Annotated in this window: 22 protein-coding genes; 8 read left to right on the top strand and 14 right to left on the bottom strand. The window is 42.6% G+C overall.

Going from position 1 to position 26,042, the window contains the following annotated elements; all coding sequences use genetic code 11:
- Positions 1–21: 21 nt before the first annotated feature.
- Positions 22–378 (bottom strand): YibL family ribosome-associated protein, encoded by a 357-nt coding sequence (locus AAEZ02_RS04580; protein ID WP_101032117.1) that lies wholly within the window; start codon positions 376–378, stop codon positions 22–24.
- A gap of 445 nt (positions 379–823) precedes the next feature.
- Here AAEZ02_RS04580 and AAEZ02_RS04585 point away from each other — a divergent pair, with 445 nt between their 5' ends.
- On the top strand, positions 824–3,301 hold the full coding sequence (locus tag AAEZ02_RS04585; protein ID WP_124011773.1) for a TonB-dependent receptor: 2,478 nt from the start codon (positions 824–826) through the stop codon (positions 3,299–3,301).
- Between the two features lie 170 nt (positions 3,302–3,471).
- Entirely contained in the window at positions 3,472–4,710 is a 1,239-nt protein-coding gene (locus tag AAEZ02_RS04590) for an NADH:flavin oxidoreductase/NADH oxidase family protein (protein WP_124011774.1), read from the top strand.
- Positions 4,711–4,744: 34 nt separating this feature from the next.
- Here AAEZ02_RS04590 and nrdG read toward each other — a convergent pair whose 3' ends face one another.
- From nrdG to rssA, 3 genes are all read right to left on the bottom strand, one after another.
- Complete coding sequence (nrdG, locus tag AAEZ02_RS04595; protein WP_124011775.1) at positions 4,745–5,212, bottom strand: anaerobic ribonucleoside-triphosphate reductase-activating protein; 468 nt, start codon at positions 5,210–5,212, stop codon at positions 4,745–4,747.
- Entirely contained in the window at positions 5,212–7,329 is a 2,118-nt protein-coding gene (nrdD, locus tag AAEZ02_RS04600) for an anaerobic ribonucleoside-triphosphate reductase (RefSeq protein ID WP_124011776.1), read from the bottom strand. Before nrdD ends, nrdG begins: the two co-directional genes overlap by 1 nt.
- Before the next feature lie 512 nt (positions 7,330–7,841).
- Entirely contained in the window at positions 7,842–8,780 is a 939-nt protein-coding gene (rssA, locus tag AAEZ02_RS04605) for a patatin-like phospholipase RssA (protein ID WP_124011777.1), read from the bottom strand.
- Positions 8,781–8,965: 185 nt separating this feature from the next.
- Between rssA and AAEZ02_RS04610 the strand changes: the two genes are divergently transcribed.
- The 3 genes from AAEZ02_RS04610 (at position 8,966) to AAEZ02_RS04620 (ending at position 11,595) form a co-directional block, all read left to right on the top strand.
- Positions 8,966–10,321 carry a DEAD/DEAH box helicase gene (locus tag AAEZ02_RS04610; protein WP_101032123.1) on the top strand — a complete coding sequence of 452 codons (1,356 nt, stop codon included), beginning with the start codon at positions 8,966–8,968 and terminating at the stop codon, positions 10,319–10,321.
- Positions 10,322–10,438: 117 nt separating this feature from the next.
- Positions 10,439–10,876 carry a DUF3010 family protein gene (locus AAEZ02_RS04615; protein WP_101032124.1) on the top strand — a complete coding sequence of 146 codons (438 nt, stop codon included), beginning with the start codon at positions 10,439–10,441 and terminating at the stop codon, positions 10,874–10,876.
- Between the two features lie 116 nt (positions 10,877–10,992).
- Positions 10,993–11,595, top strand: coding sequence for a YgjP-like metallopeptidase domain-containing protein (locus AAEZ02_RS04620; RefSeq protein WP_101034695.1), 603 nt, complete (start codon positions 10,993–10,995; stop codon positions 11,593–11,595).
- 197 nt (positions 11,596–11,792) lie between these two features.
- On the opposite strand, the gene AAEZ02_RS04625 is transcribed toward AAEZ02_RS04620, so the two are convergent.
- Together AAEZ02_RS04625 and AAEZ02_RS04630 are read right to left on the bottom strand one after the other, a co-directional pair.
- Positions 11,793–12,116 carry a hypothetical protein gene (locus tag AAEZ02_RS04625; RefSeq protein WP_124011778.1) on the bottom strand — a complete coding sequence of 108 codons (324 nt, stop codon included), beginning with the start codon at positions 12,114–12,116 and terminating at the stop codon, positions 11,793–11,795.
- A 650-nt stretch (positions 12,117–12,766) separates the two neighbouring features.
- Positions 12,767–13,258 (bottom strand): MarR family winged helix-turn-helix transcriptional regulator, encoded by a 492-nt coding sequence (locus tag AAEZ02_RS04630; RefSeq protein WP_124011779.1) that lies wholly within the window; start codon positions 13,256–13,258, stop codon positions 12,767–12,769.
- A gap of 92 nt (positions 13,259–13,350) precedes the next feature.
- On the opposite strand from AAEZ02_RS04630, the gene AAEZ02_RS04635 reads away from it, so the two are divergent.
- Positions 13,351–14,550, top strand: a complete 1,200-nt coding sequence (locus AAEZ02_RS04635) for a multidrug effflux MFS transporter (RefSeq protein WP_124011780.1) — start codon at positions 13,351–13,353, stop codon at positions 14,548–14,550.
- A gap of 851 nt (positions 14,551–15,401) precedes the next feature.
- On the opposite strand, the gene AAEZ02_RS04640 is transcribed toward AAEZ02_RS04635, so the two are convergent.
- The 4 genes from AAEZ02_RS04640 to AAEZ02_RS04655 all read right to left on the bottom strand — a co-directional run bounded on the left by AAEZ02_RS04640 (position 15,402) and on the right by AAEZ02_RS04655 (position 22,893).
- Positions 15,402–16,685, bottom strand: a complete 1,284-nt coding sequence (locus tag AAEZ02_RS04640) for a peptidoglycan DD-metalloendopeptidase family protein (protein WP_164839576.1) — start codon at positions 16,683–16,685, stop codon at positions 15,402–15,404.
- Between the two features lie 319 nt (positions 16,686–17,004).
- Entirely contained in the window at positions 17,005–20,703 is a 3,699-nt protein-coding gene (locus tag AAEZ02_RS04645) for an AAA family ATPase (protein ID WP_124011781.1), read from the bottom strand.
- Positions 20,700–22,043: an exonuclease subunit SbcD gene (sbcD, locus tag AAEZ02_RS04650; protein ID WP_124011782.1), complete on the bottom strand. Its 1,344-nt coding sequence runs from the start codon at positions 22,041–22,043 to the stop codon at positions 20,700–20,702. Before sbcD ends, AAEZ02_RS04645 begins: the two co-directional genes overlap by 4 nt.
- An 88-nt stretch (positions 22,044–22,131) precedes the next feature.
- Positions 22,132–22,893, bottom strand: coding sequence for a TSUP family transporter (locus AAEZ02_RS04655; protein WP_101032129.1), 762 nt, complete (start codon positions 22,891–22,893; stop codon positions 22,132–22,134).
- Positions 22,894–23,169: 276 nt separating this feature from the next.
- Between AAEZ02_RS04655 and AAEZ02_RS04660 the strand changes: the two genes are divergently transcribed.
- On the top strand, positions 23,170–23,847 hold the full coding sequence (locus AAEZ02_RS04660; protein ID WP_124011783.1) for an SDR family NAD(P)-dependent oxidoreductase: 678 nt from the start codon (positions 23,170–23,172) through the stop codon (positions 23,845–23,847).
- 83 nt (positions 23,848–23,930) lie between these two features.
- On the opposite strand, the gene AAEZ02_RS04665 is transcribed toward AAEZ02_RS04660, so the two are convergent.
- Positions 23,931–24,134, bottom strand: a complete 204-nt coding sequence (locus AAEZ02_RS04665; protein WP_101032130.1) for a hypothetical protein — start codon at positions 24,132–24,134, stop codon at positions 23,931–23,933.
- Positions 24,135–24,228: 94 nt separating this feature from the next.
- Here AAEZ02_RS04665 and AAEZ02_RS04670 point away from each other — a divergent pair, with 94 nt between their 5' ends.
- The gene (locus tag AAEZ02_RS04670) at positions 24,229–24,435 is read left to right on the top strand and encodes a hypothetical protein (RefSeq protein ID WP_101032131.1); all 207 of its coding nucleotides are present in this window, start codon (positions 24,229–24,231) and stop codon (positions 24,433–24,435) included.
- Between the two features lie 117 nt (positions 24,436–24,552).
- On the opposite strand, the gene AAEZ02_RS04675 is transcribed toward AAEZ02_RS04670, so the two are convergent.
- From AAEZ02_RS04675 to AAEZ02_RS04685, 3 genes are read right to left on the bottom strand one after another with little or no spacing between them, the layout of a single operon-like run.
- Positions 24,553–24,939 (bottom strand): ribonuclease E inhibitor RraB, encoded by a 387-nt coding sequence (locus tag AAEZ02_RS04675; RefSeq protein WP_124011784.1) that lies wholly within the window; start codon positions 24,937–24,939, stop codon positions 24,553–24,555.
- A 10-nt stretch (positions 24,940–24,949) separates the two neighbouring features.
- On the bottom strand, positions 24,950–25,183 hold the full coding sequence (locus tag AAEZ02_RS04680; protein ID WP_101032133.1) for an RNA-binding S4 domain-containing protein: 234 nt from the start codon (positions 25,181–25,183) through the stop codon (positions 24,950–24,952).
- A gap of 50 nt (positions 25,184–25,233) precedes the next feature.
- Complete coding sequence (locus AAEZ02_RS04685; protein ID WP_124011785.1) at positions 25,234–26,040, bottom strand: SDR family oxidoreductase; 807 nt, start codon at positions 26,038–26,040, stop codon at positions 25,234–25,236.
- Positions 26,041–26,042: the final 2 nt, after the last annotated feature.

Below are 26,042 nucleotides of genomic sequence, written 5' to 3' on the forward strand. Positions count from 1 at the left end.
AACTAACTGTAAAAGAAAATATTAGAACTTAGCAGGAGCAAAACCTGTTACATCTTTAATGCCCATTTCACGGCCTAATGCCGTTAAAGGATGCACAACCACTAAGCCTTTAACTGATTTATTTAACTTGCCCATATCAGCTTGTTCTGCTTTGGTTAGCGTGCGCTTAAAGCCTAGCGCTTTCAACGCTGTACCTTCTTGGCTAAACTGACGTGTTTGTTGGCCTTTAATATTTGCGATTCGCTTAGTAACGGTTGCCACTTCTTTCTTAAACTGCAGGACAATCGCGGCATCACCACGTGCTTCAGCCGCGGCTAATTTGCGACGAAACTTGTCTAATTTATCATTCCAAGTCTGCAGCTCTTGCTTTAAATTCATTTGATTACCTTCAATGCTTTACTGTGTTAATGATTCATTTTCGCTTATGCGTTTATCACAACACCGTTTCGGAGGCAGATTATATACCCAAAACCCCCTAAGATGCGAATAGCAAACGCTTGATATATGAATGTACCAGCAAACTTTTTCACCCCATACAAATAATCAAGATATTATTACATTACAACAAACAATCAACACTATTGGACTGTGCACATTTTGCATGACTTACGTAATGTGTTTTATGCCATCGTATATACCTAATCGCCCCATGGTTTATGCCCTTCGCTGCCAAGTTAGTGATCCGCATTTCTCACTCATATTGATTAATTGATCCGCAACCAAATCACCTATATCCCCTTTTTACGACATTTGAGATAAATCACTATTGCAATACTTATGATAATCATTATCATTCGCACTATTGTAAATAAAGGTGCCTGTTATGACGTTACTCCGTTTATCTCTCCTTGCCATTGCCTGTCAAGGTGTACTGTTTCCCGTTTATGCTCTCGCACAAACTCCCATTAGCCAGCCTAAAGCAGGAACACAGGCATCAACTGATAAGGCCAATACATCATCCCCAACTGATTATGAACGTATTACTGTTTACGGCAGACAAAACCACGTGGTGATGAACTCAGGACTGGCGACCAAATCGAATATGTCACTGATGGAAACCCCCGCAGCGGTGGTTATTGTTGATGAGGCATTAATTGACTCGCAAGGCATCACTAATATGCAAGAGTTGGTGCGTAACATCAGCGGAGTGACTCAAGCGGGCAATAATTATGGTATTGGCGACAACTTAGTGGTGCGCGGATTAGGTGCCAACTATACCTATGATGGTATGTATGGCGGCGCAGGTTTAGGTAACACCTTTAACCCAACACGTTCGCTGACCAACGTCAGCTCAGTCGAGGTGCTCAAAGGGCCTGCAACAGGACTTTATGGCATGGGCAGCGCAGGCGGCGTCATTAATCTTATTGAGAAAAAGCCAGCATTTGACGGTAAACAGTTGTTTGAAGCAGAAGTGGGTCAATGGGACACTTATTCATTGATGGCCGACAGCACAGGCGCAATAACCGACGATATGGCTTATCGAGTGGTGGCTAAAAGTGCCCGCAGTGATGGCTATCGCGATTTGGGTACCGACAGAGATGAAGTTTATGGCTCACTAAAGTTTGTATTAGACGACAACCAAAATCTGATGCTATCTGCTGCTTACATTAACGATGCCATTCCGGTTGACTCGATTGGCCATCCTATCCGTATTTATAATGCCGCTTCTGTCGATGGTAAAACTGCAGCTGACGTTAGCTGGCAAGATCTGGTTAACGACCCAAGCAGCAAAGGTTTACAACTTAGCGATGAGCAGCGCCAACAACTGGCTGACTCGTTAAGTGCCAGTGACGGACAAACGCCATATGAGTTTGGTCCCAATGGGCTTATTTCACCGATGGCGAAAGACAACCAAGGTGAAGAGTTGCGCTTTAAACTCACCCATAATATTTACCTCACCGATAACTTATTCTTAAACCAACAGCTGCAATATCGTAATTACGAAACGGCTTTTGCTCGTCAAACGGGTGCTTATAACTATGTATATTGGCAACGAAATGGAGTGATTAACCAAAATCCTCGTGCGCCGCTTGTTGAAAATGATGTGTTATATCCCTACGCAGCACGTCGTCAGGAATACCGCAAAGTGTCCGCAGACGAAAAGTCATGGCAGTATTTTGCCGACTTACGTTATGACTTTGACATTGGCAACATTAGTAACGAATTACTGGTCAATGTTAACGTTGAAGACCGCGATATCCGCTTTAAGCAGTATTCGATTTACGACGCCGACTATACCTTGAAAGACCCCAACGGCAATCAATCCTATCAAGGCTCTCTACCTTTTATTTATGATATCCGTAACCCAAATTGGGGTGAAGGAGAATTTGAAGATTACGACCCATTATTAACCAGTAACTACAATAAATCTGTCACTGCATGGGGTTTGGGCGTACAACATGTGGGTTACTTAGGGGGCGGCTTTACCAGCCGTATTGGCGTTGCCTTTAATGAGATTAAACAAAGCTATGAACACTTAGGTGTTGATGCCCGCTACAGCAGTAGCCTAGCCGATCCTCAGCCAGAAGCCGACACCACAGATAACGGTGTAACCTACAATTTAGGCTTAACCTTTATGCCTACTGCCGATATCTCTATATTTGTTAATCACTCTAAAGGCCGAACAGCATACCGTGTGTTAGGCGACGTAAAAGGTAATGAAGCTGACCGCGAAGATTCGCAATCAATCAGTAATGATTTGGGTATTCGCGCCAAAGCATTTGATGACCAATTATTGGCATCATTAGTATTGTTTAAAACCTCACGCACCAATCTGGCTTATACCAACCCAAATTACGACAGTAGCGCGGTCACGCCTGATATTGACCCATACTTTTATGATGGCAGCGAAGATACCAAAGGGGTAGAACTGGATCTGAATGCTTATTTAAGTGACCAGTGGAAAGTGAACCTTAACGCGGTTTACCAAGATGCCAGAGACAATCAAAATCCCAATAGTAGTGATTATGGCCAACGCCAAAAAGGTGTGCCTTATGTAACCGCGGGGGCTTGGGTAACTTATGCAGCAGAATTGGGCTTATCAGCGCCACTATCATTAAGCCTAGGAGCCAAATATGTGGATGAGCGTAGTACACACTCAAGTTCGTTTGGCATACCTGACGGCTACGTACCAAGTTACACCGTAATCGATTCAGCCATTAGTTATGATGTTGAGCGTTATAAAGTTCAATTGAACATTAATAACATCTTTAATGAAACTTATTACGATAAAGCCATGTTCTTAGGCGGATTGCCCGGCGAAGAGCGCAACGCGAAGTTAACGGTAACCTATCGAATTTAATGCAATAGTGGTTTGGGTTCGGTTTGATCAAAATCGAATGACAACATGGTGTAAAGCACTGCCTTTTGCAGTGCTTTTTTATCCCTGTTTGATAAGGATAATTGACTATCTAGGCTACATGTAGGATAACCGAGACATTAATTCAAGCGGTTACCTTAGGATATTATTTGATGGCTAATACCATTTTTACCCCATACACCTTGACCAATGGCGCAATTATTCCTAATCGGTTGGTCAAAGCCGCCATGGAAGAAAATCTTGCTAATGCCCTGCAACAACCTGATCACGCATTGTTCAGCTTATATGATGCTTGGGCAAAAGGCGGCGTTGGATTAATGATCACCGGCAACGTCATGATTGATCCCTTAGCCATGACCGGCCCTGGCGGCGTGGTATTAACCTCTAGCAGCGCACTTGCCCCCTTCACTCAATGGGCCAAAACGGCTAAACAACATAGTGCCAGAGTATGGATGCAGATCAATCATCCCGGCAGACAGGTGTTTAAAACCATGGGCGGTAAGAATATTGCCCCATCAGCTATCGCACTCGATCTGGGTAAACATTCATCAATGTTTTCTGAGCCTAAAGCCATGACTACTGCAGATATTGACGACGTTATCCAACGTTTTGTTACCACAGCCAGCATGGCTCAACAAGCGGGGTTTGATGGCGTACAAATTCATGCCGCACACGGATATTTACTGGCACAATTTTTATCGCCATTAACCAACAGGCGCAATGATGAATGGGGCGGAAGTCTTCATAATCGTGCCAAACTATTAATGGAAGTGGTCAAGCAAGTTAGGCTGAGATGTGGTGCCGGTTTTGACATTGCGGTAAAACTCAATTCAGCCGATTTTCAACGGGGTGGCTTTGATATCGACGATGCCGAAAAAGTCATTACTATGCTGGCGCAGCATCAAGTAGAAATGGTGGAATTATCAGGCGGCAGCTATGAAGCACCCGCTATGCAAGGTCGCAGTGCCGATGAACGCACCTTAGCTCGAGAAGCTTACTTTTTAAGTTTAACCGCGCAGTTGGTCCAGCGCAGCCCTATACCTTTAATGTTAACAGGGGGGATTTATCGCCTGCCAGTGGCACAACAAGTCATTGATACCGGCTTTGCCTTATGCGGTATTGCCAGCGCCCTCGCCTTTTATCCCAACTTAGCCAATAAGTGGCGAACACAGCCCGAGTTTATCCCGTCTATTCCAATGGTTAATTGGCAAAGTAAGCCCTTAGCTGGGCTGGCAACTATGGCTATCATTAAACGCCAACTTCGCCGCATAAGCCAAGGGAAACCACCACAAACCAATGATTCCCCCTTGTGGAGTTTAGTGGTCGATCAATTTAGAACGAAACAACGCACTAAGAGTTATCGACATGCTTTAGGCATCACGAACGCTTAAAACACTCATGCTTAACACCGTCTAGATTCAAACACTATCTGTTAAAACGATAAACCTGTTGATTGCTGCTACCGCGCCACAATAGCGCGGGATCAGCTTTATCTTGTTCAAACTTACCGTCAATCATTACATCCACCAAGTTCACCACGGTTTGTTGCTGCTCACTTAGATCAGCAAGTTGGTAACCGGTCCATAACCAAATATCTTTCTCGGGACATTCATCCTTTACCCGCATCACCAATTTCAATATCGCTTCAAGGTTAGCGGGATGCAGCGGATCACCACCGCTTAACGATAAGCCGCGACGGAAAATACGACTGTCGGTTAAATCATTAAGAATCTGATCTTCTAACGCTTGGCTAAATACATGCCCAGCATCGACACGCCAAGTGCTTTGGTTATAGCATCCCTTACAAGCATGCTCGCAACCGCTGACAAATAACGTGCAGCGATTGCCCTCGCCGTTGATCACATCAATACTATGATAAGCACTATAATACATTATAAATGCTTCACTCTGCGCTTCACTTCTTCTTGCTTACCAAAGTTAAACGGCCGTGAATCTGGGCTGCCCAAATAGCCACAAACTCGTCGAATCACAGACACTCGACTAGGTTCGTGATTACCGCATTTGGGGCAAACAAAGCCCTTGCTGGTACAATTGAACTCACCGATATAGCCACAATCGTAACACTCATCAATCGGAGTGTTGGTGCCGTAATATGGCACCCGACTGTAGCTGTAATCCCAAACATTTTCGAGCGCTTCAATATTGTGCTGCATGTTAGGGTATTCGCCGTAGCAAATAAATCCACCATTGGCGATAGCCGGATAAGGTTGTTCAAAATCAATCTTATCGTATGGATTCACTTGCTTTTCAACATCTAAATGGAAACTATTCGTGTAATAGCCTTTATCTGTCACCCCTGCCACCACACCGAACTGAGTCGTATCAAGCTGGCAAAAACGGCTACATAAATTTTCACTAGGAGTACTGTACAAACTAAAACCATAACCCGTTTCTTGCTTCCAAGATTCAGTGGCTTGCTTCAAATGATTAATGATCGCAACAGCTTTCTCACGTAATTGAGCGTTATCAAACACATGTTCAGCATTGCCATACAAGGCATTAATGGTTTCGTGTAGGCCAATAAAGCCTAACGAAATTGACGCACGACCATTTTTAAAGATCTCGCTAACATCATCATCGGCATTTAAGCGCACGCCACACGCCCCTTCCATATAAAGAATTGGTGCCACTCGCGCTTTAACCCCGGTTAACCGAGCAATGCGAGTATCTAACGCTTTGCGTGCAATCAGTAGTCGCTGGTCGAGTAATTGATAAAAACGCTGTTCATCTTGACCTGCTTCCAACGCAATACGCGGTAAGTTAAGGCTAACAACACCTAAATTATTGCGTCCTTCATGTACCAATTGGCCATCTTCTTCATAAGTGCCCAAAAATGAACGACAACCCATCGGAGTTTTAAATGAACCAGTGACTTTCACCACTTGATCATAATTTAAAATATCAGGGTACATGCGCATAGTTGAACAGGTTAATGCCATCTTTTTAATGTCGTAATTGACGTCAGCCGCTTTATGATTCACGCCATCTTTAATCGCAAACACCAATTTAGGGAATACTGCCGTTTTACGGTTTTTACCTAAGCCAGCCATGCGCACAGTTAACATAGATTGCTGAATTAAACGAGATTCCCACGATATCCCCAATCCAAAGCCAAAGGTAACAAAGGGCGTTTGCCCATTGGCGGTATGTAAGGTGTTGACTTCATATTCAAGCGATTGAAACGCGTCATGACACTCTTTTTCGGTTTGAGTCATCGCATAATCTTCCACGTCGGCCACTTGCCATTTTTTAGCGACGCTAAGGTGCTTTTGATAACTAATTTGTACAAACTCAGCTAACACTTCATCAATACGGTTAATCGTTGTGCCACCATAAATATGGCTCGCCACCTGTGCAATAATTTGCGCCGTCACAGCCGTTGCGGTCGAAATCGATTTAGGCGGTTCTATTTCAGCATTGCCCATTTTAAAGCCATGAGTCAGCATGCCGGCTAAATCGATTAACATGCAGTTAAACATCGGGAAAAATGGTGCGTAGTCTAAGTCGTGATAGTGGATTTCGCCCTTTTCATGTGCTTCGACAACATCTTTAGGTAATAAGTGAGTTTTGGCGTAATGCTTGGCAACAATCCCGGCAAGTAAGTCACGTTGAGTGGGGATCACTTTGGCATCTTTATTGGCGTTTTCGTTTAAAATGGCACTGTCTGATTGCTCAACCAAGCCGCGAATAGCACAATTTAATTTACTTTGAGTTTCACGATGGGTATCGCGATCATGGCGATACTCAATGTAATGACGTGCCACCGATTTATACGGCCCAGACATTAATAAGTTTTCGACTGCATGTTGTAGTTCGTGAATATCAACTTCGGTTTTCGCAGCCATTTGCTGTTCAACCGTTTGCGCTAACTGCTGCGCATATTGATGATCTGCTTGACCTGCAGACTCCATTGCTGCTACTACAGCCTCTTTGATCCGACATCCATCAAAGGCGGTTCGACATCCATCTCTTTTCACGACTACAAGCATACGACCATCCTTACAAGCACTATATATAGAACTTTAATTTACAAAAAACACAATATAGAGTGTATTAGACACATTAACGCTGAGCATTACTTTGATCCAGATCATAATTCTCAGCACTACTTAATATTGAAAAACATCTTGCTTTCAGCAAAAGATATTGTAGGAATGTTCACTGATCCGTCGGATAAAAATACAAGGGGAGAGATGGTAAATTGTTTCACAATATGGAGTGTTTTCGTAAATCAATATTGCCATATTCAAACACCGCTAGCGCGGTACTCAACAAGCTAACATAACGCTTAAGCGCGCTACGCTGTCATCGAACACCATTCTAGTCGTCATATCAACAAACTAAGTGACTTGCCAATGACTCTTTATTAAAGGAGCATTGAACATAATGATGACAACAACCCAACTTGGACAATACCGTTATTGCATAAACATTAATCGAGCGGTATCGAACTCGTGCATCCGTAATGGGCACATGACTCATATTCGACACCGCATAAGTGTTAATTTAAGGTCGCTTCAATTAAATGTTGAATATCTTTTACTGCCTGCTCACCCGCTTTAATGGCTTCTTTTGCACGATGAAATTCCATTGTGCCAATGTCATTAACATAAGGCACAATACAAATATCTGGTGGCTCGCCCATTAAACGCGAGCGTTTATGGCGTTGTTCTAAAATATCCATTGATTGTGACATAACGGCCAACATACCTGGATGGGATTTTGAACTGCCTATAGCAAGCTTGTCAGTTAAGACACTCATGTAGTCTTTGCCTTTGCCCCATAAATCCATAAAACCTGATTCAAGCTCTGCCTTTTCATCAATCGTCTCTGACTTACTCGCTTTTCGGCTTTTTACTTGCTCTGGGGCCTTATGAAGTTGATCACGGCGATGACCGTTTAAATCCACTGCAATAACCACATCAACCCCCATCGAACGGGCTAATGACACAGGTACCGGATTGACCACGGCGCCGTCAACAACCCAGCGATGACCTTGCTGTACTGGGGGTAAAAAGCCGGGCATAGAACATGAGGCGCGAACCGCATGGCGTAAGTCACCTTCTTTAAACCAAATCTCTTGTCCAGAATATAAATCGGTAGCCACTGCAGCAAAAGGACGTTTTAACTGTTCAATGTTGATATCGCCAATGCGATTAGCTAAGACATCAAATACTTTCTCGCCGCTAATTAAGCCGCCTTTACGCCAGCCTAAGTCCATTAATCCGAGTACGTCCCAACTCGAAAAACCACTCACCCAGGTTTCAAGTTCACCCAAATGATTATTCGCATAGGCCGCGCCCACTAATGCACCCACTGAACAACCCGCAACTTTGTCAGGGTAAATATCTAACTTGGCTAAACCATTCAATACCCCAATATGTGCCCAACCTTTCGCGGCTCCACTGCCTAGGGCTAATCCCACGGTGAGCTTTGTCATCTTTTTTCCTTCCATGCTCAGCATATTAATCTTTACGAAAAGGTTCGGCAGAATCGACCAATAGCGATGCCGAACGAGGGCAATAATATAAAGCTAAAAAATAGCATAACTAAAGCGACTCTTGTTGGCTATAGCAAGGTGAAACAGCTATAATCACCGGCTTACATTTTTTAGGGGATTTACCTTTGCAATTTACCGATTTTTCGTTGGACAAGCGCCTGCTTGACAGTTTAAAGCACCTTGGCATTTCTACGCCTACCGATGTTCAAGCGCAAGCACTTCCCATTGCCTTATCAGGTAAAGATTTAATGGCATCGTCTAAAACGGGCTCAGGTAAAACCTTAGCGTTTTTACTGCCAGCAATGCAACGGGTAATCTCTTCAAGAGCATTGTCGAAAAAAGATCCTCGGGTACTCATCTTATTACCGACACGTGAATTAGCCCAGCAAGTTTATGGCCAATTACGCTTATTAGTCGCCAATACTCAATATAAGGCCATTAGCGTACTCGGTGGTGAGAACTTTAATGACCAAGCCAAAGCCTTGTCGAGAGATCCTCACTTTATTGTCGCCACGCCTGGACGTATTGCGGACCACTTACAACAGCGTCACTTGTATTTAAATGGCCTAGAATTGTTGGTTCTTGACGAGGCTGACCGTATGCTCGATTTAGGTTTTGCTCCGCAGTTAAAAGCGATTAATGATGCAGCCGATCATAAACGTCGCCAAACCTTGATGTTTTCAGCTACGTTAGATCATGACAGCATTAATGACATTGCCGCAACGCTACTCAAAACACCGAGTCATGTATCGATTGGTGAGTCTTACACAGAACATAAAGACATTGAGCAGCGTATTATTTTGGTGGATCATTTAGACCATAAGCAAGCCTTGCTGCAGCACATTTTAACTCAAGAGCAACACAAGCAAGTAATTGTATTTACGGCAACACGTTCAGACACAGACCGTATAGCCACTTTATTAGCATCACAAGGCTTTACCACCTCTGCGCTCAGTGGTGATTTAAAGCAATCGGCTCGTAACCAGATTATGGATCAATTTGCTCGAGGCCAATCACAGATATTAGTGACCACAGATGTAGCATCACGCGGCCTTGATTTAATCAACGTATCGTTAGTGATTAACTTTGATATGCCAAAGTTTGCTGAAGAATACGTCCATCGTATTGGTCGTACTGGCCGAGCGGGCGCTAAAGGCGATGCGGTCTCATTTGTGGGTCCTAAAGATTGGGACAGCTTTAAAAAAGTACAACTGTTTTTACGTAAAAACTTTGAGCCCACTGTGATTGAAGGCTTAAAAGCTAAGTTTACCGGCCTAAAAGATAAGCCTCAAGCAGGTAAAGCAGCGGTTAGTACCAAAGGTGTTGAAGTCAGTAAAAGAGCCAGCGCCACTAAAAAACCTAAAGCGGCACCCAAGAGTGATAAACGCTTTATTACTGGCGTCGATGTCGGTGATGCGCCAGTACGCCGTAAAGTAAAACCGATTCAAGTTATTGAAGACGACGGCACAACAGAAGACTAAATCGCTCTCAAACTGCGATAACAAATGATGGATGTAGGGTAATCGTTACCCTACACAAATGAACGATAACGACAATGCCAACGGCACTCTCGTATGAATAAACCAGTAAGGATTAACATGAAAATTTGTGGTGTTGAATTAAAAGGCGGCGAAGCCATTATCTGTTTACTGACCTATGAAGGCGAAACGTTTAACGTGCCAGCATGTCGTAAAGTCTCATTCAGTATTTCACAATCGGCAAGCACTGAATCAATTCGTGAATTCAACTTTGCGTTTCAAAAATTAATCGCCGATTATAAAGTCGATGAGATAGCCATTATTGAACGTGAACAAAAAGGTAAATTTGCAGGCAGTGCCACCAGCTTTAAACTGGAAGCAGCCATTCAATTAAGTGATATCCCTGTTACGCTTATTTCTCCTTTGATCGTTAAAGAGCAATTAAAGCGTAACCCACCACAAGTTGACTTTGAATCATTAGATCTAAAACGCGTCCAGCTTAATGCATTTGACGTTGCTTATGTTCAGCATAACCGACTCATCTTCGGTAAAGTGTAATCCACTGCTGCCACCGTTCTATATTGGCGTTACCGATACCGACACAGATAGCGGTAACGTCAAAAACAATCAGTTGACCTATGTCAGACAATAAAGCGCCCAAAGCCCCACCTAAAATGCCCGTCAAATCGGCAAGCCAAGCATTAAAACCCAAAACCGATATAAGCCTGTTGATCACTAGCGCCGACATTAAAAAACAGCAAAATGAGCAAAGTGCGTTACGGTATTTAAACGGTTACCAGCCTGACGTGGTTGATAAAATTCGCCAATTGGTTGATGCAAACGCATTAGGCACCCACTTTTTAACCCGTTACCCGAAAGTACACGACGTTCGCACAGACAAAGCCTTGTATGATATGGCAATAGCATTAAAAAATACGTATATGCGTCAATCAGATCCATTAGCCAAAGTCATTTTTGATGACAAGATTAGCTTAAGCCATCACGCGCTAGGTTTGCATTCATTTGTTAATCGCCGTCAAGGTAATAAAGTCAAAGCCAAAAATGAAATTCGAATTACCTCGCGCTTAAAGCACATTCCGTTTGAGCTATTGCAAATGGTGGTAGTGCACGAATTGGCTCACCTGCGGGAGAAAGAGCACAACAAAGCGTTTTATCAACTGTGCACCTTCATGCTCGCGGATTACCATCAGTTAGAATTTGATATGCGAGTCTGGTTAGTAGCCGAAGAAGTGGGCCAATCGCCTTACGCGAAATAATCGATGAGCTTTTAGCTCAACTTTTTGCTTTTAAAAAGTTGCCCAGAAATTGAGCTCAGACATCATCCAATTAGATTGTGTTGTAACTCATTTCTGGACGAAAATAAGTTACTGCATAGATACAACTGTTTTCACTTCGCATGAGTAAAAGTATTAGATTTTGCGCCCTCTTGTTTAGGCGCTTATTAGCTACACATTTACTGGAATACTGATTTGTTATTTGAGTAAAAGCGATAATAAGCAGAGTGCAAAGGTGTTTCTTGTGTTTCACACCAGTACACCTCTATTAAAGAACTCATTGTTTTTAAGTCACTTACTTGTCCATAAAAATTTACGTAGGGCGTTTTTACTTTTTTTTCAACGAATAACTCAATTGCTTGCTGTGCTCTCTTCTGAGCATGTGAGTGTAAAACTAATTTAGCTTCACGTCCTACAGACGTAGCATCTCCACAAGTAATAACTTCTGAACTATATGCAATACCAGAACAGAATAAAGCAAATAAAATTGAAATATACTTCATCGTTTTCCTGTATCGCTAACACGCAATAAACGGCGAGAAACAGTTTGCTAAAATGGAGCGGAATGAGCCAACTGTTAAGAGTCCGACTTAAAAACCCTTGTTATCATTCGTCTTGCGAGCTGCTCTCTTGGGACTAAAGAACCCACAAGCCTCCCGAGTAGCAGTCGTTGGTTGATCCCAAGAGCCACATAAATCTTTTTGATTTTCTGGCGTTCTTGTAAACTGTCTACATTGCCCACATCGATGCATTGGTAGCTCCACTAAATAAAAATAACTTTATGCAAATCAAAATAATTCACCTTTTATTGGCTCCTAACAACTTATTGAACGGCTCGTCAAATAAAGTCTGCCGCTTAAGTTATTGATTAATAGCATCCTACAATTGTTATATCTTTGATGTAAAGCGACAAATTATTCGCCAAATACATCGCCACCCGTTTTTGAAGAAAAGGTTAGTGGCCATGTTATCTGGCAGTTTTTTGATTTATCTATGGGAAATGACAAAAGGCTAGACATCCAACCCTTTGTTAGCCAAATAAATTAATAAGTGAATATCCCACCATTTTAACGAAAGAGAACACTGTAATGACTGATATCGTGATATTTTTCAGTTTACAGTTATTGATGGATAACCGCCCTCTTCGTTCACGTTATTCCCATTCGCCTAATATTTTATTGAGTAACACATTTAATGCTGTTTTTTCATTTTTAGATAAAAAAGCCATTTTTTCTTGCTCTTGTTGATGTAATTCAACAATTACTTTGCCAATTAAAGATTTACCCTTCTCGGTTAGTTGAACTAACTTTCCACGTTTATCTTGTGGGTTATCTACACGCTCGATAAAACCTGCATTAGTGATCCGATTTAACAATTTAGTCAAACCTCCGGAGCTAAACAACATAGAATGAGATAATGCTGTGGCTGATAAACAGTGCGGTGGTGGTTCTTTTCTCAATGTTTCTAATGCACTAAAATCAGCCGATTGGAGGCCATAACGTTCAACTACTTTAGTTAAATTCTGCTGTAAATGTTGGTGAATTCGATGAATTTTTAATATTTCAGGTGAAATATTTTGATTGGATTCCGGCCAATTCTCTGCTGTTTTTGTCAGTATGCTAGTAATTGATTTTTGTTTGCTCATAATCTCATTCCTTGTTAATGAAGACAATATAACTTGCTAGAAAGCTAAAATACAACTACTATCTTCCTTTCTGGAAAGCAAGTTAGGCTGTTATGAGTAAGTTTATTTCTACACCATTATTATTTTTATTGGCGGGTATCTCCGCATTAACACCTTTTGCAACAGACGGGTATTTATCCGCTCTTCCGGTCATGGCTGAAGATCTCAATACGGATATATCATTGATAGCGGTGACGGTTAGTTTGTATATCTTTGGCCTCGCTATTGGTCAATTGATTGGCGGACCATTATCAGACAGATTCGGTCGCAAGCCTGTCATTATCACAGGTTTGGCCATATTTTCCATTGCGAGTTTTTTTATTCCCTATGGCCATTCAATAGAAATGCTTTGGGGATTGCGTATGATCCAAGCTATCGGCGGTGGTATTGCCGTTGTCGGTGTTCCTGCCATTATAAGAGACAACACGTCAGGAAAAGATTCTGCTCGGTTATTTTCATTAATTATGTTGATTACTATGCTGGCTCCTTCAATTGCGCCTTCCGTGGGAACTGTCATTTTAAAGACCCTGGACTGGGGCTGGATTTTTACTTCATTAGCATTGCTCGGTCTTATAGTGACCATATCGGTCATCGTCATCATGCCCAAAGAAACTAAAACTAAACAAAGGGTTAAAAATCGTGGTTACCTTAGTGTGTTTAGAGAACGTCGTGCATTAGGTTATTTATTAGCTCAAGGTTTTGGCTTCTCTGTCTTAATTACTTTTTTGACTAATGCTCCTTTTGCCTACATGGAGCAATTCCATGTTGATGAGGCGTTTTTCTCTGGATTATTGATCCTTAATGTTGCTGGGGTTGCTGTTATAAATCGTCTTAACCATTTTTTATTACAGCGGATTGAGCCGAATCAATTATTGAAAATATTTTTAAGTATTCAGATGCTTGGTGTGTTGATATTGGTGGTTGCAACCGCCTTTTTCCCTAACATTTTGTGGCTAACTGTATTTGGTTTTGTTGCGACAACAGCAACAATAGGAGGAATAATGCCCAATTCAAGTGCCTGTTTTATGAATTATTTTGGTAAAAATGCAGGGATTGCAGCGGCAACCTTAGGTGCGACTCAATATCTTGTTGGGGCAGCAGTGAGCGCTCTAGCAGCAATATTGAGTGATGATTCCCTATGGCCGATTGTGCTTATAATGACGACCGCCACGATCATTGCACTTTGTGGTGCGCTCTACCGACCACAAGCTCAGGCTGAAGATAACGTTCAAAACCTCAGCCATGCTGGTTAAGTTATTTTTTCTGAGTGAAATACATTGAAATACATTGAAATACATAGCTGAAATACATAGCGGCCCATTTTTTGAAATAACAAATAACCCCTTTCTATTTGAGTTGCGATCACCTTGTATAATTTTATCATCGAGCAAATTCAACAGGATGGTTTAACAAATTAGCACTCGATGGCCAATTCATCAGTAATATGGTCGATTTAACACAGCAGGATAGCTTGATATCAATCAAGCCTAAAGTGATGTTATGGGATTAAAAAGTTAGCGTTTAGGCACACGACCAGCGCTGGTAGTTTGCTGCGCCTTGGCGTCATTTTCGGTCTAAATGTACATATACAACACTTAACTTGAGGCCGTTGAAGACTCTTTACAAAAGACTGCGTGAGCCTGAAGGCCTTTCTCGCACATCCATGTGCTTCAAGGCATCCTGCCTATCAGATCCCCATAGGAAGCTATAGCATTTTCACTCTTTACTGCAAGATGAGCCGAAGCAGGCTTCAAATGAAGTTAAAAACTGGATCAATCCCCATAGCGACCTTTTCGCAGCGGTTATTTAATCTATTGGAAAAATGTTGCGGGGCGGCTGGGCGGCTGGGCCAATTATTTTATAAAGAATAAAGAGACAATAGCCGTTGGTTTCCTCTTGGTCTGATGTGGCGAAGCGCCACGATGTTAGTGGCCGCAGGCCATAAATAATAGATCAAAAAAACTGACTCGCAACCATGACTAGGAGAATGAAAAACTAAAATACCAACACAACATGGATACCCGCAAGCCATAAAAAATGCAGCCCTTAGGCTGCATTTTTTATGGCTATCACAACTACACTCGGTGTAATAAGCCTCAGCTAATTAACCCAAATCCATCATCATGCTTCGGCTACGTACCAAAGCTTGAAAGGCGTGTAATTGCTTTTTAGGTAAGACTTTAGCTTCTGCGATGTCGGCTTTCATTGCGTCTACCGGACGACCATTCACAATATACTCATAATGTAAGTGTGGACCCGTTGACGCACCCGTATTACCTGATAATGCAATCACCTGCCCTCGTTTTACACGTTGGCCTCGTTTAACTAAAAATTTCGACAGATGCAGGTAACGAGTACGCACTTTATTGTTATGTTCAATCACAATATAGTTACCCGCGAAAGCATGCTTCTTAACCAGCGTCACCACACCATCACCCGGAGCCACCACTTGAGTACCAATAGGGGTAGCAAAGTCGGTACCATTATGTGGCCGAATCCGACCCGTAATCGGGTGTTTGCGGTTGGGGTTGAACCGAGAACTTAACCGCACAGTTCTATTTAATGGGATACGTTGGAAAGCAGGCGTTAAACTTTGACCTTTAATATCGTAATAGTTGCCATCAGCATTTTGAAACGCGGTAATGTCCCGACGCCCGGTATTAATACGAATGCCTTCAATCGATGTGATACCTGTTGGTTCACCTTCAACAAATTGATCGTTGACTAAAACCGAAAATGTATCACCTGCACGTAACTCACGTGAAAAGTTTAATTTTGACTTTAACAGTGATTCGACTTTCTGAATCTCGGCAGCACTTAGGCCTGCATTTTTAGCCGATACATAAAAAGAGCCGTTAATTTCACCGCCCACAATGCGGTTTTGCCATATGCCATCGATATTAATGTCATTTACGGCGTAAGTTCCGTCTTTAAAACGAGTAAATACCACTTGATGAGCAGGGTTAAAATACAGCTCTAATTTATCAAGTTCACCATCGGCATTATCCCAAAATTGGATGCGGTTACCCGGTAACAGGGTATCTAAAGCTAAAACTTCTAAATCAGCCTCAAGCACTTTATACATGGTTCGTTGGTCAATACCGGCTAATTCAAACAAACGACTTAAGGTATCACCACTTTCAATCACCCGATTTAAAATAGGTGTTGCAGGCTTAACGATCGTCAAAGCTGTATCTTGCTGAGCTATGTGTGGCAATAATGAATCAATATCAATGGCCACAGGAATACGTTGTGATGAAAACTCTTGTTGTGTTGGCCATAAAAGCGCAGCGCCTACAGCAAATACACTTACTAACAAGACTTTCTTGTGCAGGTTTGTCACGTTTGGTAAGTTCAATTGACTTGCGGCTAGCCGCTGGAAGTCCATAACTTTACTTATTAGCAATATCTAATCCACCCTAAAAGACGACTCTTTATATTTATTTTATTTTACTGCACATTGTTATTGCGACACAGAGGCTAACGTCAGTTAACGCTATGTCATTATCTCATTTTTATAATGAAAATAACCCTACACTTGATACTACGCCATCCGGTAAAAACGGTTTAACATACCGACTTTTGCACTCAAATTACATTCCAACACTCTTTTATATCAAAAAACAATCATATTACAAATATAAAATATTATTTATTTAACCTTTAATTTGAACTCGATTGCAGTAATCACTGGAGTTTGAGGCAGATCACCCTGCATTAATCGCAAATTCATTCTGTAATTTGCTAATACCAAGACCGTTCATTTTATTCACTTTTATCTGTACATCGATCCGCTCTTTCATGGCTTCAATATGGCTAATGACGCCTATCATTTTGCCCGATGCATTTAAATTATCTAATGCATCTAATGCAGTATCTAATGTCTGGCTGTCCAAGGTACCAAAGCCCTCATCTAAAAAGAGTGAGTCAATGCTCGTTTTATGACTTACTAGATCAGATAACGCCAACGCAAGGGCTAAGCTAACTAAAAAGCTCTCACCACCAGACAGTGTACGGGTATCGCGCACTGTGTCACCTTGCCAGGTATCGAGCACTTGTAATTCTAATGCATCTGACTCTTTGCGTTCGAGTAAGTAACGGCCTTGTAAGCGTTCAAGCTGTCGATTCGCTAATGCGACTAAATGATCTAATGTAAGCCCTTGGGCAAATTTACGGAACTTATCGCCTTTTTGTGAGCCTATTAGTGCATGCAAATAAGCGAGGTCGTCGTAAACTTGCTGCTGTTGTGCCTGCTCTTTTAGCAATTGTTGCTGCCCTTCGCGCTTACTTGCATCTAGCTCTAGCTCATGGGTTAACCGCCAAAGCGTCTGCGTTAATTGTTGATGCTCAGAATCGAGGGCTTGATGCCGTTGGAGCATGACGGCTTGTTGGGTTAAATCATAGTTATGTTGTTGACCAAGCAGAGCAAGCTCCGCTTGCAACGCAATGGCTTGCTCAACTAAGGTATTTGCCTTAACAATGTCATTGTCTAACTGTTGTTTAAGCTGTTGCAACCTGTGACGCTCATCAGCACAGAGTAATGCTTGCTCGAAAGCTTGTTGGTCGGAAAATGGGCTCGCTTGTAGAGCACTATTCCATTGGCTTTGTAATTGCTGCCATTCTTGATTAACTTGTGTTGCCTGAACTTGCATGGATTGCTGCTGTGCACTTAAGCTGGCAAGGTGCTTATCTGCTATTTGTAATTGCTGCTGTACTAACTCAAATTGTTGTTGTGCTTGATCTAACACCGTTTGACTGCGTTGTTTTTCATCCTCAATGACTTTATCAGCAAAGACCTCGTTACGTTGACCTAACACAGTACTGAGCTGCGTCTGTACCTTATCAACTTGTTCACTGATCGCGGTTAACTTGGCGGTCTGCTCGTCCGCTTGCTGATGATTGGCCATGAGCTTTTCAGCTGTGATACTCAATTGCTGCTGATTGTCGACAGCCTGCTGCTGCGCTTGAGTCCAACACTCGAGTTGTTGTTGTAACTCGTTGAGCCATATAACGGCATTCACTATTGTTGGCGGCGTTAACCCTGAAGCAGTAATTTGTGTTTCAAGCGCATTGATTAATGCAGTTTGCTGCGCAGTGACGGCCTCAATGTGCTGTTGATGGTTGAGTAAACCTTGCTGCAAGTTATCAAGCTGTTGTTGTAATAACCCTTGCTGATTGATCTGCTTAACGAGCGCTTGCTGTGCTTGAATCACATACTGTTGGTGTTGATGTAACGTTTTTTGACATTGGCTAAGCTCAGTAATGGTGACAGCCAATTGCTGTTGTTTGGTTTCGGTTTGGGCAATGTAATCGGTTAATGCTTGTTCTTGCTGCAAATCCAACTCAAGAGAGATTGATAATGTCTCAGTTTGCTGCCGCCACTGCTGCGCAATGGTTTGAATATCTGTGTGAATTTGACTTAGCTGTTGTTGTAAATTGTCATCGTTAACTTGTAACGCCGTTTGCTGATGGTTAAGTTGCTCACCTTGCTGTTTAATCACATCAAGTTCAGCTTGTAACTGTTGCGCCCTTTGCTCGGTAACCGACACATTCAGCGCTTCATAGCGCTCAACTAGCGGATGATCGGTCGAGCCGCACAAGGCGCAAGGCTCACCCGCTTTTAGTTTGGCGCGCTCGATGGTTAAATTGGCAATTTGTTGCTCTTGCTGTAGCAACATTTGAACATCTTTAACTTGCTGATTTTTATCACTCCACTGAGTTCTCACCACAGTAAGAGACTGTAGCAGTGCCTGCAACTCAGTCTTAAATTGCGCCGATTGACGGGTTAACTGCTGACATTGCTGTTGCTGGCGTGCAAACTGGCTAAACAACTGGGTTAATTGATAACGCCCAGATTGCTGCTGAACAACTTGCTGATAATCATCATTAATTTTCGTTTCGTCTTGTCCAGCCAACAGCGTAATTAATGCTTTTTGGCTGTCATCTTGCTGCGCTGTCGCCTGAGTTAGCTCCGCTTGAGCCTGTTGTATTTGCGGCGCGAGCGCAGTGAGTGTGTCTTGAGTTTGTTTTATGCCGGCTTGTTGCTGAGTACATTGGTTATGAATTTGGCTACGTTGGTCACTTAGTTGCACAACTTGTGTGTATTGGGTTTGCCAAGCGGCAAACTTTTTAGCCACTTCTTGACCTTGAGGCAAACTATCAAGTTGATGATCAATTTGCTGCTTCGCCGCTGTCAGCGCCTGTTGCTGGGTCAATAACAGTTGTTGTTGCTCGCGGCCCTTTTGTTGCTGTTCATATGTTTGTTGATGGGTTAATTTGACCTGAGATAACTGATAACTGTGCTGATTAATTTGTTGATCCAGCGGCAGTACTTGCTCATCGATCAACGACAGCAGTGTTTTATGCGCCTGATTAACTTGCTTAACCTGTTGCTGGCCCTGTGTGTGCTGGTGTTTATGGGTTTGCAGTGCCGTTTCAGCTTGCTCGGTTTGTTGGCTTAATTGACGGATCTGTGCGGTTAACTCTTGGACTTTTTTGTGCGCTTTTTGCTGTTGCTCAAATAATGGCAAAATGTGTTGTGCCGGCTCGCTATGCTGCAATTGTATTAACGCTTCACTATGTTGCTGCTGGCACGTTAGCGCGTCTTGCTGTTCGCCCTGAACCTTTACCAATGCCTGCTGTGCTTGCTCAGAATTAGTGGCCCAAGTGATAAATTGGCTTAACTGAGTCAGTTGTAATTGTTGCTGCACCAATGTTTGTTTAAATTGTTCAATTTGTTTATTTTGTTGATCGACTTGTTGTTCATCAAACAACTCGACACTGCCCAGTTTGGCCTCGAGTAATTTCACATTAGTCTTGGCTTCACTAAAGTGCTGATGAACCCGCTCAGAAATAAGCCCGTAAATTTCAGTACCGGTGAGCTCTTCAAGTAATTCCGCTCGGTCATTGGCATCGGCATTCAAAAAAGCGGCAAACTGCCCTTGAGATAACATCATCGATTTAGTGAAGCGAGCAAAGTCGAGCCCGGTGATCTGTTCAATGAGTTCCGTTTTGCGCTTTATTTGACTGGCAAGAATTTTACCGTCACTCAGTTGTGCCAGTTCCACTTGAGCATCTTGCAAGTTACCGTCGGCTTTGTCGCGCGAGCGACGTTGGCTCCAAAAGGCGCGGTAGGCAATGCCTTTCACTTCAAATTCGACTTCGGCTAAACACTCTGCGGTGCCGCGAGTCATTAACTCGTTAGTGGTTTTAGAGATATTATTTAACCGCGGCGTTCGGTGGTAAAGCGCTAAGCAAATGGCATCGAGTATCGTGGTTTTGCCTGAACCCGTTGGGCCTGTGATGGCAAATAGTCCGTTTTCAGCAAAAGGCGATTGGGTAAAGTCGATTTTCCACTCGTTTTTAAGCGAGTTAATATTTTTAAAACGAAGGCTTAAAATTTTCATGACTGTTCACCGTCTGTAGCACTTTTTGTTGCAACCTCTGTTTTACCATGATGGGTCATCGTTTCTTGCAGAACATGGCTCGCGGCGGTTTCTTGGGTGTTTCGCTCTGACTCCACCTCGGCAACTATTTGGCTAAAGCGCTGCTTAATTCGGCCTAATTGTGCCTGTTGGGGATCGCTGTCAAATTGCTCTTGGGCTAAACGGCGCGCAAACACTTCCTCGACACTCAACTCGGATAAGGTTTCATTATCAAGCTTTTTAATGTGTTGCTGTCGTTGACTACGGGCACGCTTTAATTGCAATACCTCAACCGCCTTGTCTTGAGTCATGTCAGCAATACGAGACTGTAGATCAGACAAATAGTCTTGCTGCGATACTTCAATGCTTAACCAAGTGGTTTTTGTCGCGGCTGTTTGAGAAGAAAATGCATTTATCTGCTGCTCAATGCTATCTAAATCACCTTTTAGCACCTGCATGGGCTGAAAAATAGGCACCATTAATGGCGTGACGAGGGATAATTGAGCATCAGTAAATTCAACCAAAAACACTGATTTATTACTGGTGTTATTGGTCGATAGTTCATCAAAACTTAATGCTATCGGTGAGCCGCTGTAACGAATATGCGCAGATTTCGCCACCACTTGTGGGCGATGAATATGGCCTAATGCAATGTAGTCTGCCGCGGGGAAATGTGCCGCATTAAAGGCATCTAAACTGCCAATATAGATATCACGTACTGATTCTGAAGTGCTGGCTCCTACCGTGGTTAAATGACCTGTCGCCACAATGGGTACCTGCGTGGTAAATGTGCTATTGAGCTGCTTAGCTTGCTCAAAACAACGCTGATATAACGCACTAATGGCATCACCCAGTTTGCGTTGCTTATCCATTGAAGACTCACCAGATTCACTTAACACTACATCACGTGGGCGTAAAAAAGGTAACCCACATAAAATAGCCCCAATTTCACCTTGGCGGGTTTTAAGTGCAAATACATGCTCTTCAAAATGTTCTAATGCACCAGGGATCACGATAGTATTAAGGCAAGCCAGTAGATGTTTAGATTCATTCAAGGTCGAAACAGAATCGTGATTACCGCCCAGTAAAATCAGCTGGCAACCCGTTTGTTGAATTTGAACAATAAATTGATTGTACAGTGCTCTGGCATAACTTGGCGGAGTGCCAGTATCGAAAATATCGCCAGCAACAATAATGGCATCAACTTGATGGAGGCTTATTTGCTCAAGTAACCATGTCATAAAGGCTTGGTGCTCGGCTGCGCGGCTTTTGCCATAAAAATATTGGCCAAGATGCCAATCTGATGTGTGAATGATGCGCATAACATCCCTTTAAATATAAACAAACATGAACGTCAAATAATGATGGCGTGAATAAGCCCAAATTATCGATACTATGACCACATGTAGATCACATGTATTGCGACCACAATAATTTCCCGCTCATACCTAATGACATCACCACCACCAAAGGTTTAATAATTTTAACCCCTTTAGTGACCACTAAACGTGAGCCTAACGTTGCGCCAACCGCTTGGCCAACGAGCATAATTAATCCCAGCACGACCGCCACTTGCCCCCCGATAAGAAAGAAAATTAGCGAGGCGATGTTAGTCGCAAAGTTTAATAATTTAGCATGAGCAGTTGCTTTGGCTAAACCAAACCCAGCCAATGAGACAAACGCTAACGCAAAGAAACTCCCAGTACCGGGACCGAAAAAACCATCATAAAACCCAACGACTAATGCCGCAGTGAAGGCAAAAACACTCGGAGTAAGAATTTGCTGGCGATCTTGCTCGCTAATTTTTTTAGAGAATAAAAAATAACAGCCAATCGCTAAAATCAAAAATGGTAGCACCACTTCCAGTAGTTTTGCATCGATCATTTGTACTAATATTGTGCCGATAGAGGCACCGATAAATGCGCATAGCAATGACAGTTTTATGCTAGGCAAATCAACCATTCCTTTGCGCACAAAATATAAACTCGCAAAAAAACTACCACCACATGCTTGCAGTTTATTGGTACCCAATGCGGCCGCAGGCGGCAATCCCGCCCACATTAATGCCGGTATAGTCAGTAACCCTCCGCCACCGGCAATCGCGTCAATAAAACCCGCAACCAAAGCAACAAAAAATAAAATAACCGCGAGCTGGAGCGTGAGTTCAAACATTACGTTTCTCGTTATTAGCAACAAGGGTGAAGTCGGTAAGACATAAGACGAGGCGTTATTAGACAATCTTTATCGTCAAAATACAAAGCGTTCCGAGATATTTATTCAATTTTACTTAACTAATAGCGACTCTGGAAAATAAATGATTATTAAATAGCTCAATGTTTGACTATTCACCTTCCATTGATAGTCGTTGATGCAACACAAGCACTTTGCGGTTCACTTATGCATTGGTATAGTAGCCAACCTAATGTAAATTTGGCTGAAGGTTTTATTATGATTGTTATTACGGGCGCGAGCAGCGGCTTAGGCGCTGCACTGACTCAACAATATGCAGCAGAAGATCATACCCTGTTGATCACTGGTCGCAGTGAGCAAAAATTAGCGGATGTAATGGCCAGCTTGACTCCTCTTGAGCAAGTTAAGGTGCAGACTCACGCAGCAGACTTATGTGTGGCAGAAGAGGTCAGTGATTTATTTTCGCGTTTATCAACGCCACCAAGCAGCGTGATCCATTGTGCTGGTAGTGGTTATTTTGGCCCAATTGAACAGCAAACGCCGCAAGCTATTAATCAGTTGATCAACAACAACCTAACTTCAAGCATTCTGGTATTACGAGAGTTGGTAAGTCGTTATCGCGATCACAAGGTCACGGTTATCGTGGTGATGTCGACCGCAGCGCAAGCAGGTAAAGCCAATGAGTCAACCTATTGTGCAGTAAAATGGGCGGTTAAAGGCTTAGTTGAATCGTTGCGATTAGAATTAAAAGATAGCCCGATGAAATTAATTGCGGTATATCCAGGAGGAATGGCAACAGACTTTTGGCAAACTAGTGGCAAAGACATTAATACCTCAAGCTTTATGACCGCAACAGAAGCCGCCGCCATGCTCAAACAAGCCTTAATAGCGACAGAACATGGTTATGTCTCTGACATCACCATTAACCGAGGTTAATATTCCGTTAATTAGTTAACCTAAAGTAGAACGAACGGTTTATTATCCCAAGTTAACTGCTAGTGATGTTTTTGAGTTTGGGTTTATTTGGGTAAAAATGGTTTGGTTGACCAATACCAGCAATATATCCACCCTGCGGGCGCAAAAATAACGTTTAACACTATGGCGTAAAAACCAACTAACGGTAAATTAGGGGTTTTACCTTTGGCAAACTTTAAGGTAAAGAACACCACAACCAAGGTTAAAACGAAAATAATTTGACCAATCAATGTGGCATTTAAATTCATGATGTTACCCTTTTAACCATCAAGCCCGTTATGCTGAAATAGCAACGACGTTGCTGATGATACCTCATATTAGATTATTGATAAGGCTACTACAATGTGTAAAAAAGTCGTCGTAATACTGCTGTCGATAAGCCTTGTTCTGGGCTTGTCAGCTTGCGCTGAATTAAAACACACTGGCAAAGAAATTGGTCACACCACCAAAAAAGTGACCACTGCAATCGGTCACGGGACCCGCGATACCGTCAAGGCCATTGGTCACGGAACCAAAGAAGTCATTAATGACATAAAAGAAGATGACTAAACCCTGTCGCTTTATATCATCAAAAAGCCGTTAATGCTGGGCATTAACGGCTTTTTGATTCATTGAATGATTCATTGAATGATTCATTCAATAAATCAATCTTTAGTGATGGCGATGTTAGTGCTTGCAATGCTCGCTGTGCACATGGTCATCATCAGTAAATTCACTATCGCTAGCTTGGTTTTGCATTACGCCCCAACCATCAGAAATACCGTCAAACTCTTGCGCAAAGCTATTTAACTCAGTTTCTTTGGCAACAAGTGCTGCGTAATCAGGTACCATTTGCAGGCAAACAATCACTTCCCACTTAGTGCTTTCTTCATCAAAGTTAACCTCAAGCTCACCTTGCATGTCGGTTTGACTTAATGCTTCTAACGCCGATTCGGCATCACGTTGGTCATCAAACACTAAGAAGAAATCTACTTCTATTGATTGAGTAAGGTCAATACCGGCATCAGCCATTGCAGCCAACATTTGGCCATTATCATCGTCTGGGAATTGCATTTATCAATCCTTAGTCTGCAGGAACAATTTCAATTGTCGCGTCATTGAACGAAATTATATCGCCAACAACACACTTTTTACGTTTACGAGTATCAACGTCACCATTGACGGTAACTTGACCTTCAGTAATGACATGCTTTGCTTCGCCACCGCCGTTCACTAAACCGAGTACTTTTAGTACTTTGTACAGTTCTACGAATTCATCACCTTGAAGTAATGCAAACGCTTGAGTTTGAGTCGTCACAATAATCGCCTTTTAATCAAAATATGCTGGCTATTATAGCCTATGCCAGTTTAGCAAGCATCAAGCATTTTGAATGGGCTACTAAACGCATATTGAAACCCTAATTGATGACTGATTAATTGACCGTCGATAATTTTGCTTGGCTGTTGCTGCTGATTAAACTGCGGGGCAATTAATCCAAGATGCTCGGCGGCGGCAGCATAAAACGCTCCACGAGTAGGATGTTCATTTGCTGTGAGATTATAAATCGGTAACGTATCCGTACGAGAAAGGATCAAGCTAACGGCTGCAATACAGTCATCTAAATGCACTAGGTTAACCGCTACATTAGCGCCGCTAACATCGGTTTTACCCGCAAAAAAACGTCCCGGATGACGCTTAGGTCCAACTAAGCCTGAAAATCGCACAACACAGCTATTTGCCATTGCTGAAAATATGGCTTCAGCTTGCAATAAGGTGTGACTGGTATCATTAAATGCGCCAGCATCTTGTTCGGTTACCGTTTGATTTAGCGACGGATAGACCCCAGTGGAACTGATAAAAATAACTTTTTGATATTGGCGTTCACCCATCAAATTTTTCAACTGGGTTAAATAGCCAAGATAGTCAGTTTCACCTCGTCGCAGTCCTGGCGGTAAGTTAATCACAATGGCGTCAGCATCGAATAAAGTCGCCTTTTTTACCTGGGTAGTCACATTCGCCAAATCTAATTGATAAGCCTCAATACCAGCTTGCTGTAATTGAGCTAAATCATCAGGATGACGTTTTGACGCTTTAACCTGAAAACCTTGTTTCATTAATTGTGTGGCGAGCGGAAAACCAAACCAACCGCATCCGATAAGGGTAATTGTGTTCATCT

The sequence above is a fragment of the Shewanella sp. T24-MNA-CIBAN-0130 genome (genome assembly GCF_040310185.1).
Classification (GTDB): Bacteria; Pseudomonadota; Gammaproteobacteria; order Enterobacterales; family Shewanellaceae; genus Shewanella; species Shewanella psychromarinicola.

Coding starts and splice junctions, on each gene's coding strand:
- rssA (WP_124011777.1), bottom strand. CDS start 8,780: ATGACAAAGCTCACCGTGGGATTAGCCCTAGGCAGTGGAGCCGCGAAA.
- AAEZ02_RS04620 (WP_101034695.1), top strand. CDS start 10,993: ATGCCCGTCAAATCGGCAAGCCAAGCATTAAAACCCAAAACCGATATA.
- AAEZ02_RS04685 (WP_124011785.1), bottom strand. CDS start 26,040: ATGAACACAATTACCCTTATCGGATGCGGTTGGTTTGGTTTTCCGCTC.
- AAEZ02_RS04665 (WP_101032130.1), bottom strand. CDS start 24,134: ATGAATTTAAATGCCACATTGATTGGTCAAATTATTTTCGTTTTAACC.
- AAEZ02_RS04590 (WP_124011774.1), top strand. CDS start 3,472: ATGGCTAATACCATTTTTACCCCATACACCTTGACCAATGGCGCAATT.
- nrdD (WP_124011776.1), bottom strand. CDS start 7,329: ATGCTTGTAGTCGTGAAAAGAGATGGATGTCGAACCGCCTTTGATGGA.
- AAEZ02_RS04635 (WP_124011780.1), top strand. CDS start 13,351: ATGAGTAAGTTTATTTCTACACCATTATTATTTTTATTGGCGGGTATC.
- AAEZ02_RS04655 (WP_101032129.1), bottom strand. CDS start 22,893: ATGTTTGAACTCACGCTCCAGCTCGCGGTTATTTTATTTTTTGTTGCT.
- AAEZ02_RS04625 (WP_124011778.1), bottom strand. CDS start 12,116: ATGAAGTATATTTCAATTTTATTTGCTTTATTCTGTTCTGGTATTGCA.
- AAEZ02_RS04615 (WP_101032124.1), top strand. CDS start 10,439: ATGAAAATTTGTGGTGTTGAATTAAAAGGCGGCGAAGCCATTATCTGT.
- AAEZ02_RS04660 (WP_124011783.1), top strand. CDS start 23,170: ATGATTGTTATTACGGGCGCGAGCAGCGGCTTAGGCGCTGCACTGACT.
- AAEZ02_RS04640 (WP_164839576.1), bottom strand. CDS start 16,685: ATGGACTTCCAGCGGCTAGCCGCAAGTCAATTGAACTTACCAAACGTG.
- AAEZ02_RS04675 (WP_124011784.1), bottom strand. CDS start 24,939: ATGCAATTCCCAGACGATGATAATGGCCAAATGTTGGCTGCAATGGCT.
- AAEZ02_RS04645 (WP_124011781.1), bottom strand. CDS start 20,703: ATGAAAATTTTAAGCCTTCGTTTTAAAAATATTAACTCGCTTAAAAAC.
- sbcD (WP_124011782.1), bottom strand. CDS start 22,043: ATGCGCATCATTCACACATCAGATTGGCATCTTGGCCAATATTTTTAT.
- AAEZ02_RS04670 (WP_101032131.1), top strand. CDS start 24,229: ATGTGTAAAAAAGTCGTCGTAATACTGCTGTCGATAAGCCTTGTTCTG.
- nrdG (WP_124011775.1), bottom strand. CDS start 5,212: ATGTATTATAGTGCTTATCATAGTATTGATGTGATCAACGGCGAGGGC.
- AAEZ02_RS04630 (WP_124011779.1), bottom strand. CDS start 13,258: ATGAGCAAACAAAAATCAATTACTAGCATACTGACAAAAACAGCAGAG.
- AAEZ02_RS04580 (WP_101032117.1), bottom strand. CDS start 378: ATGAATTTAAAGCAAGAGCTGCAGACTTGGAATGATAAATTAGACAAG.
- AAEZ02_RS04585 (WP_124011773.1), top strand. CDS start 824: ATGACGTTACTCCGTTTATCTCTCCTTGCCATTGCCTGTCAAGGTGTA.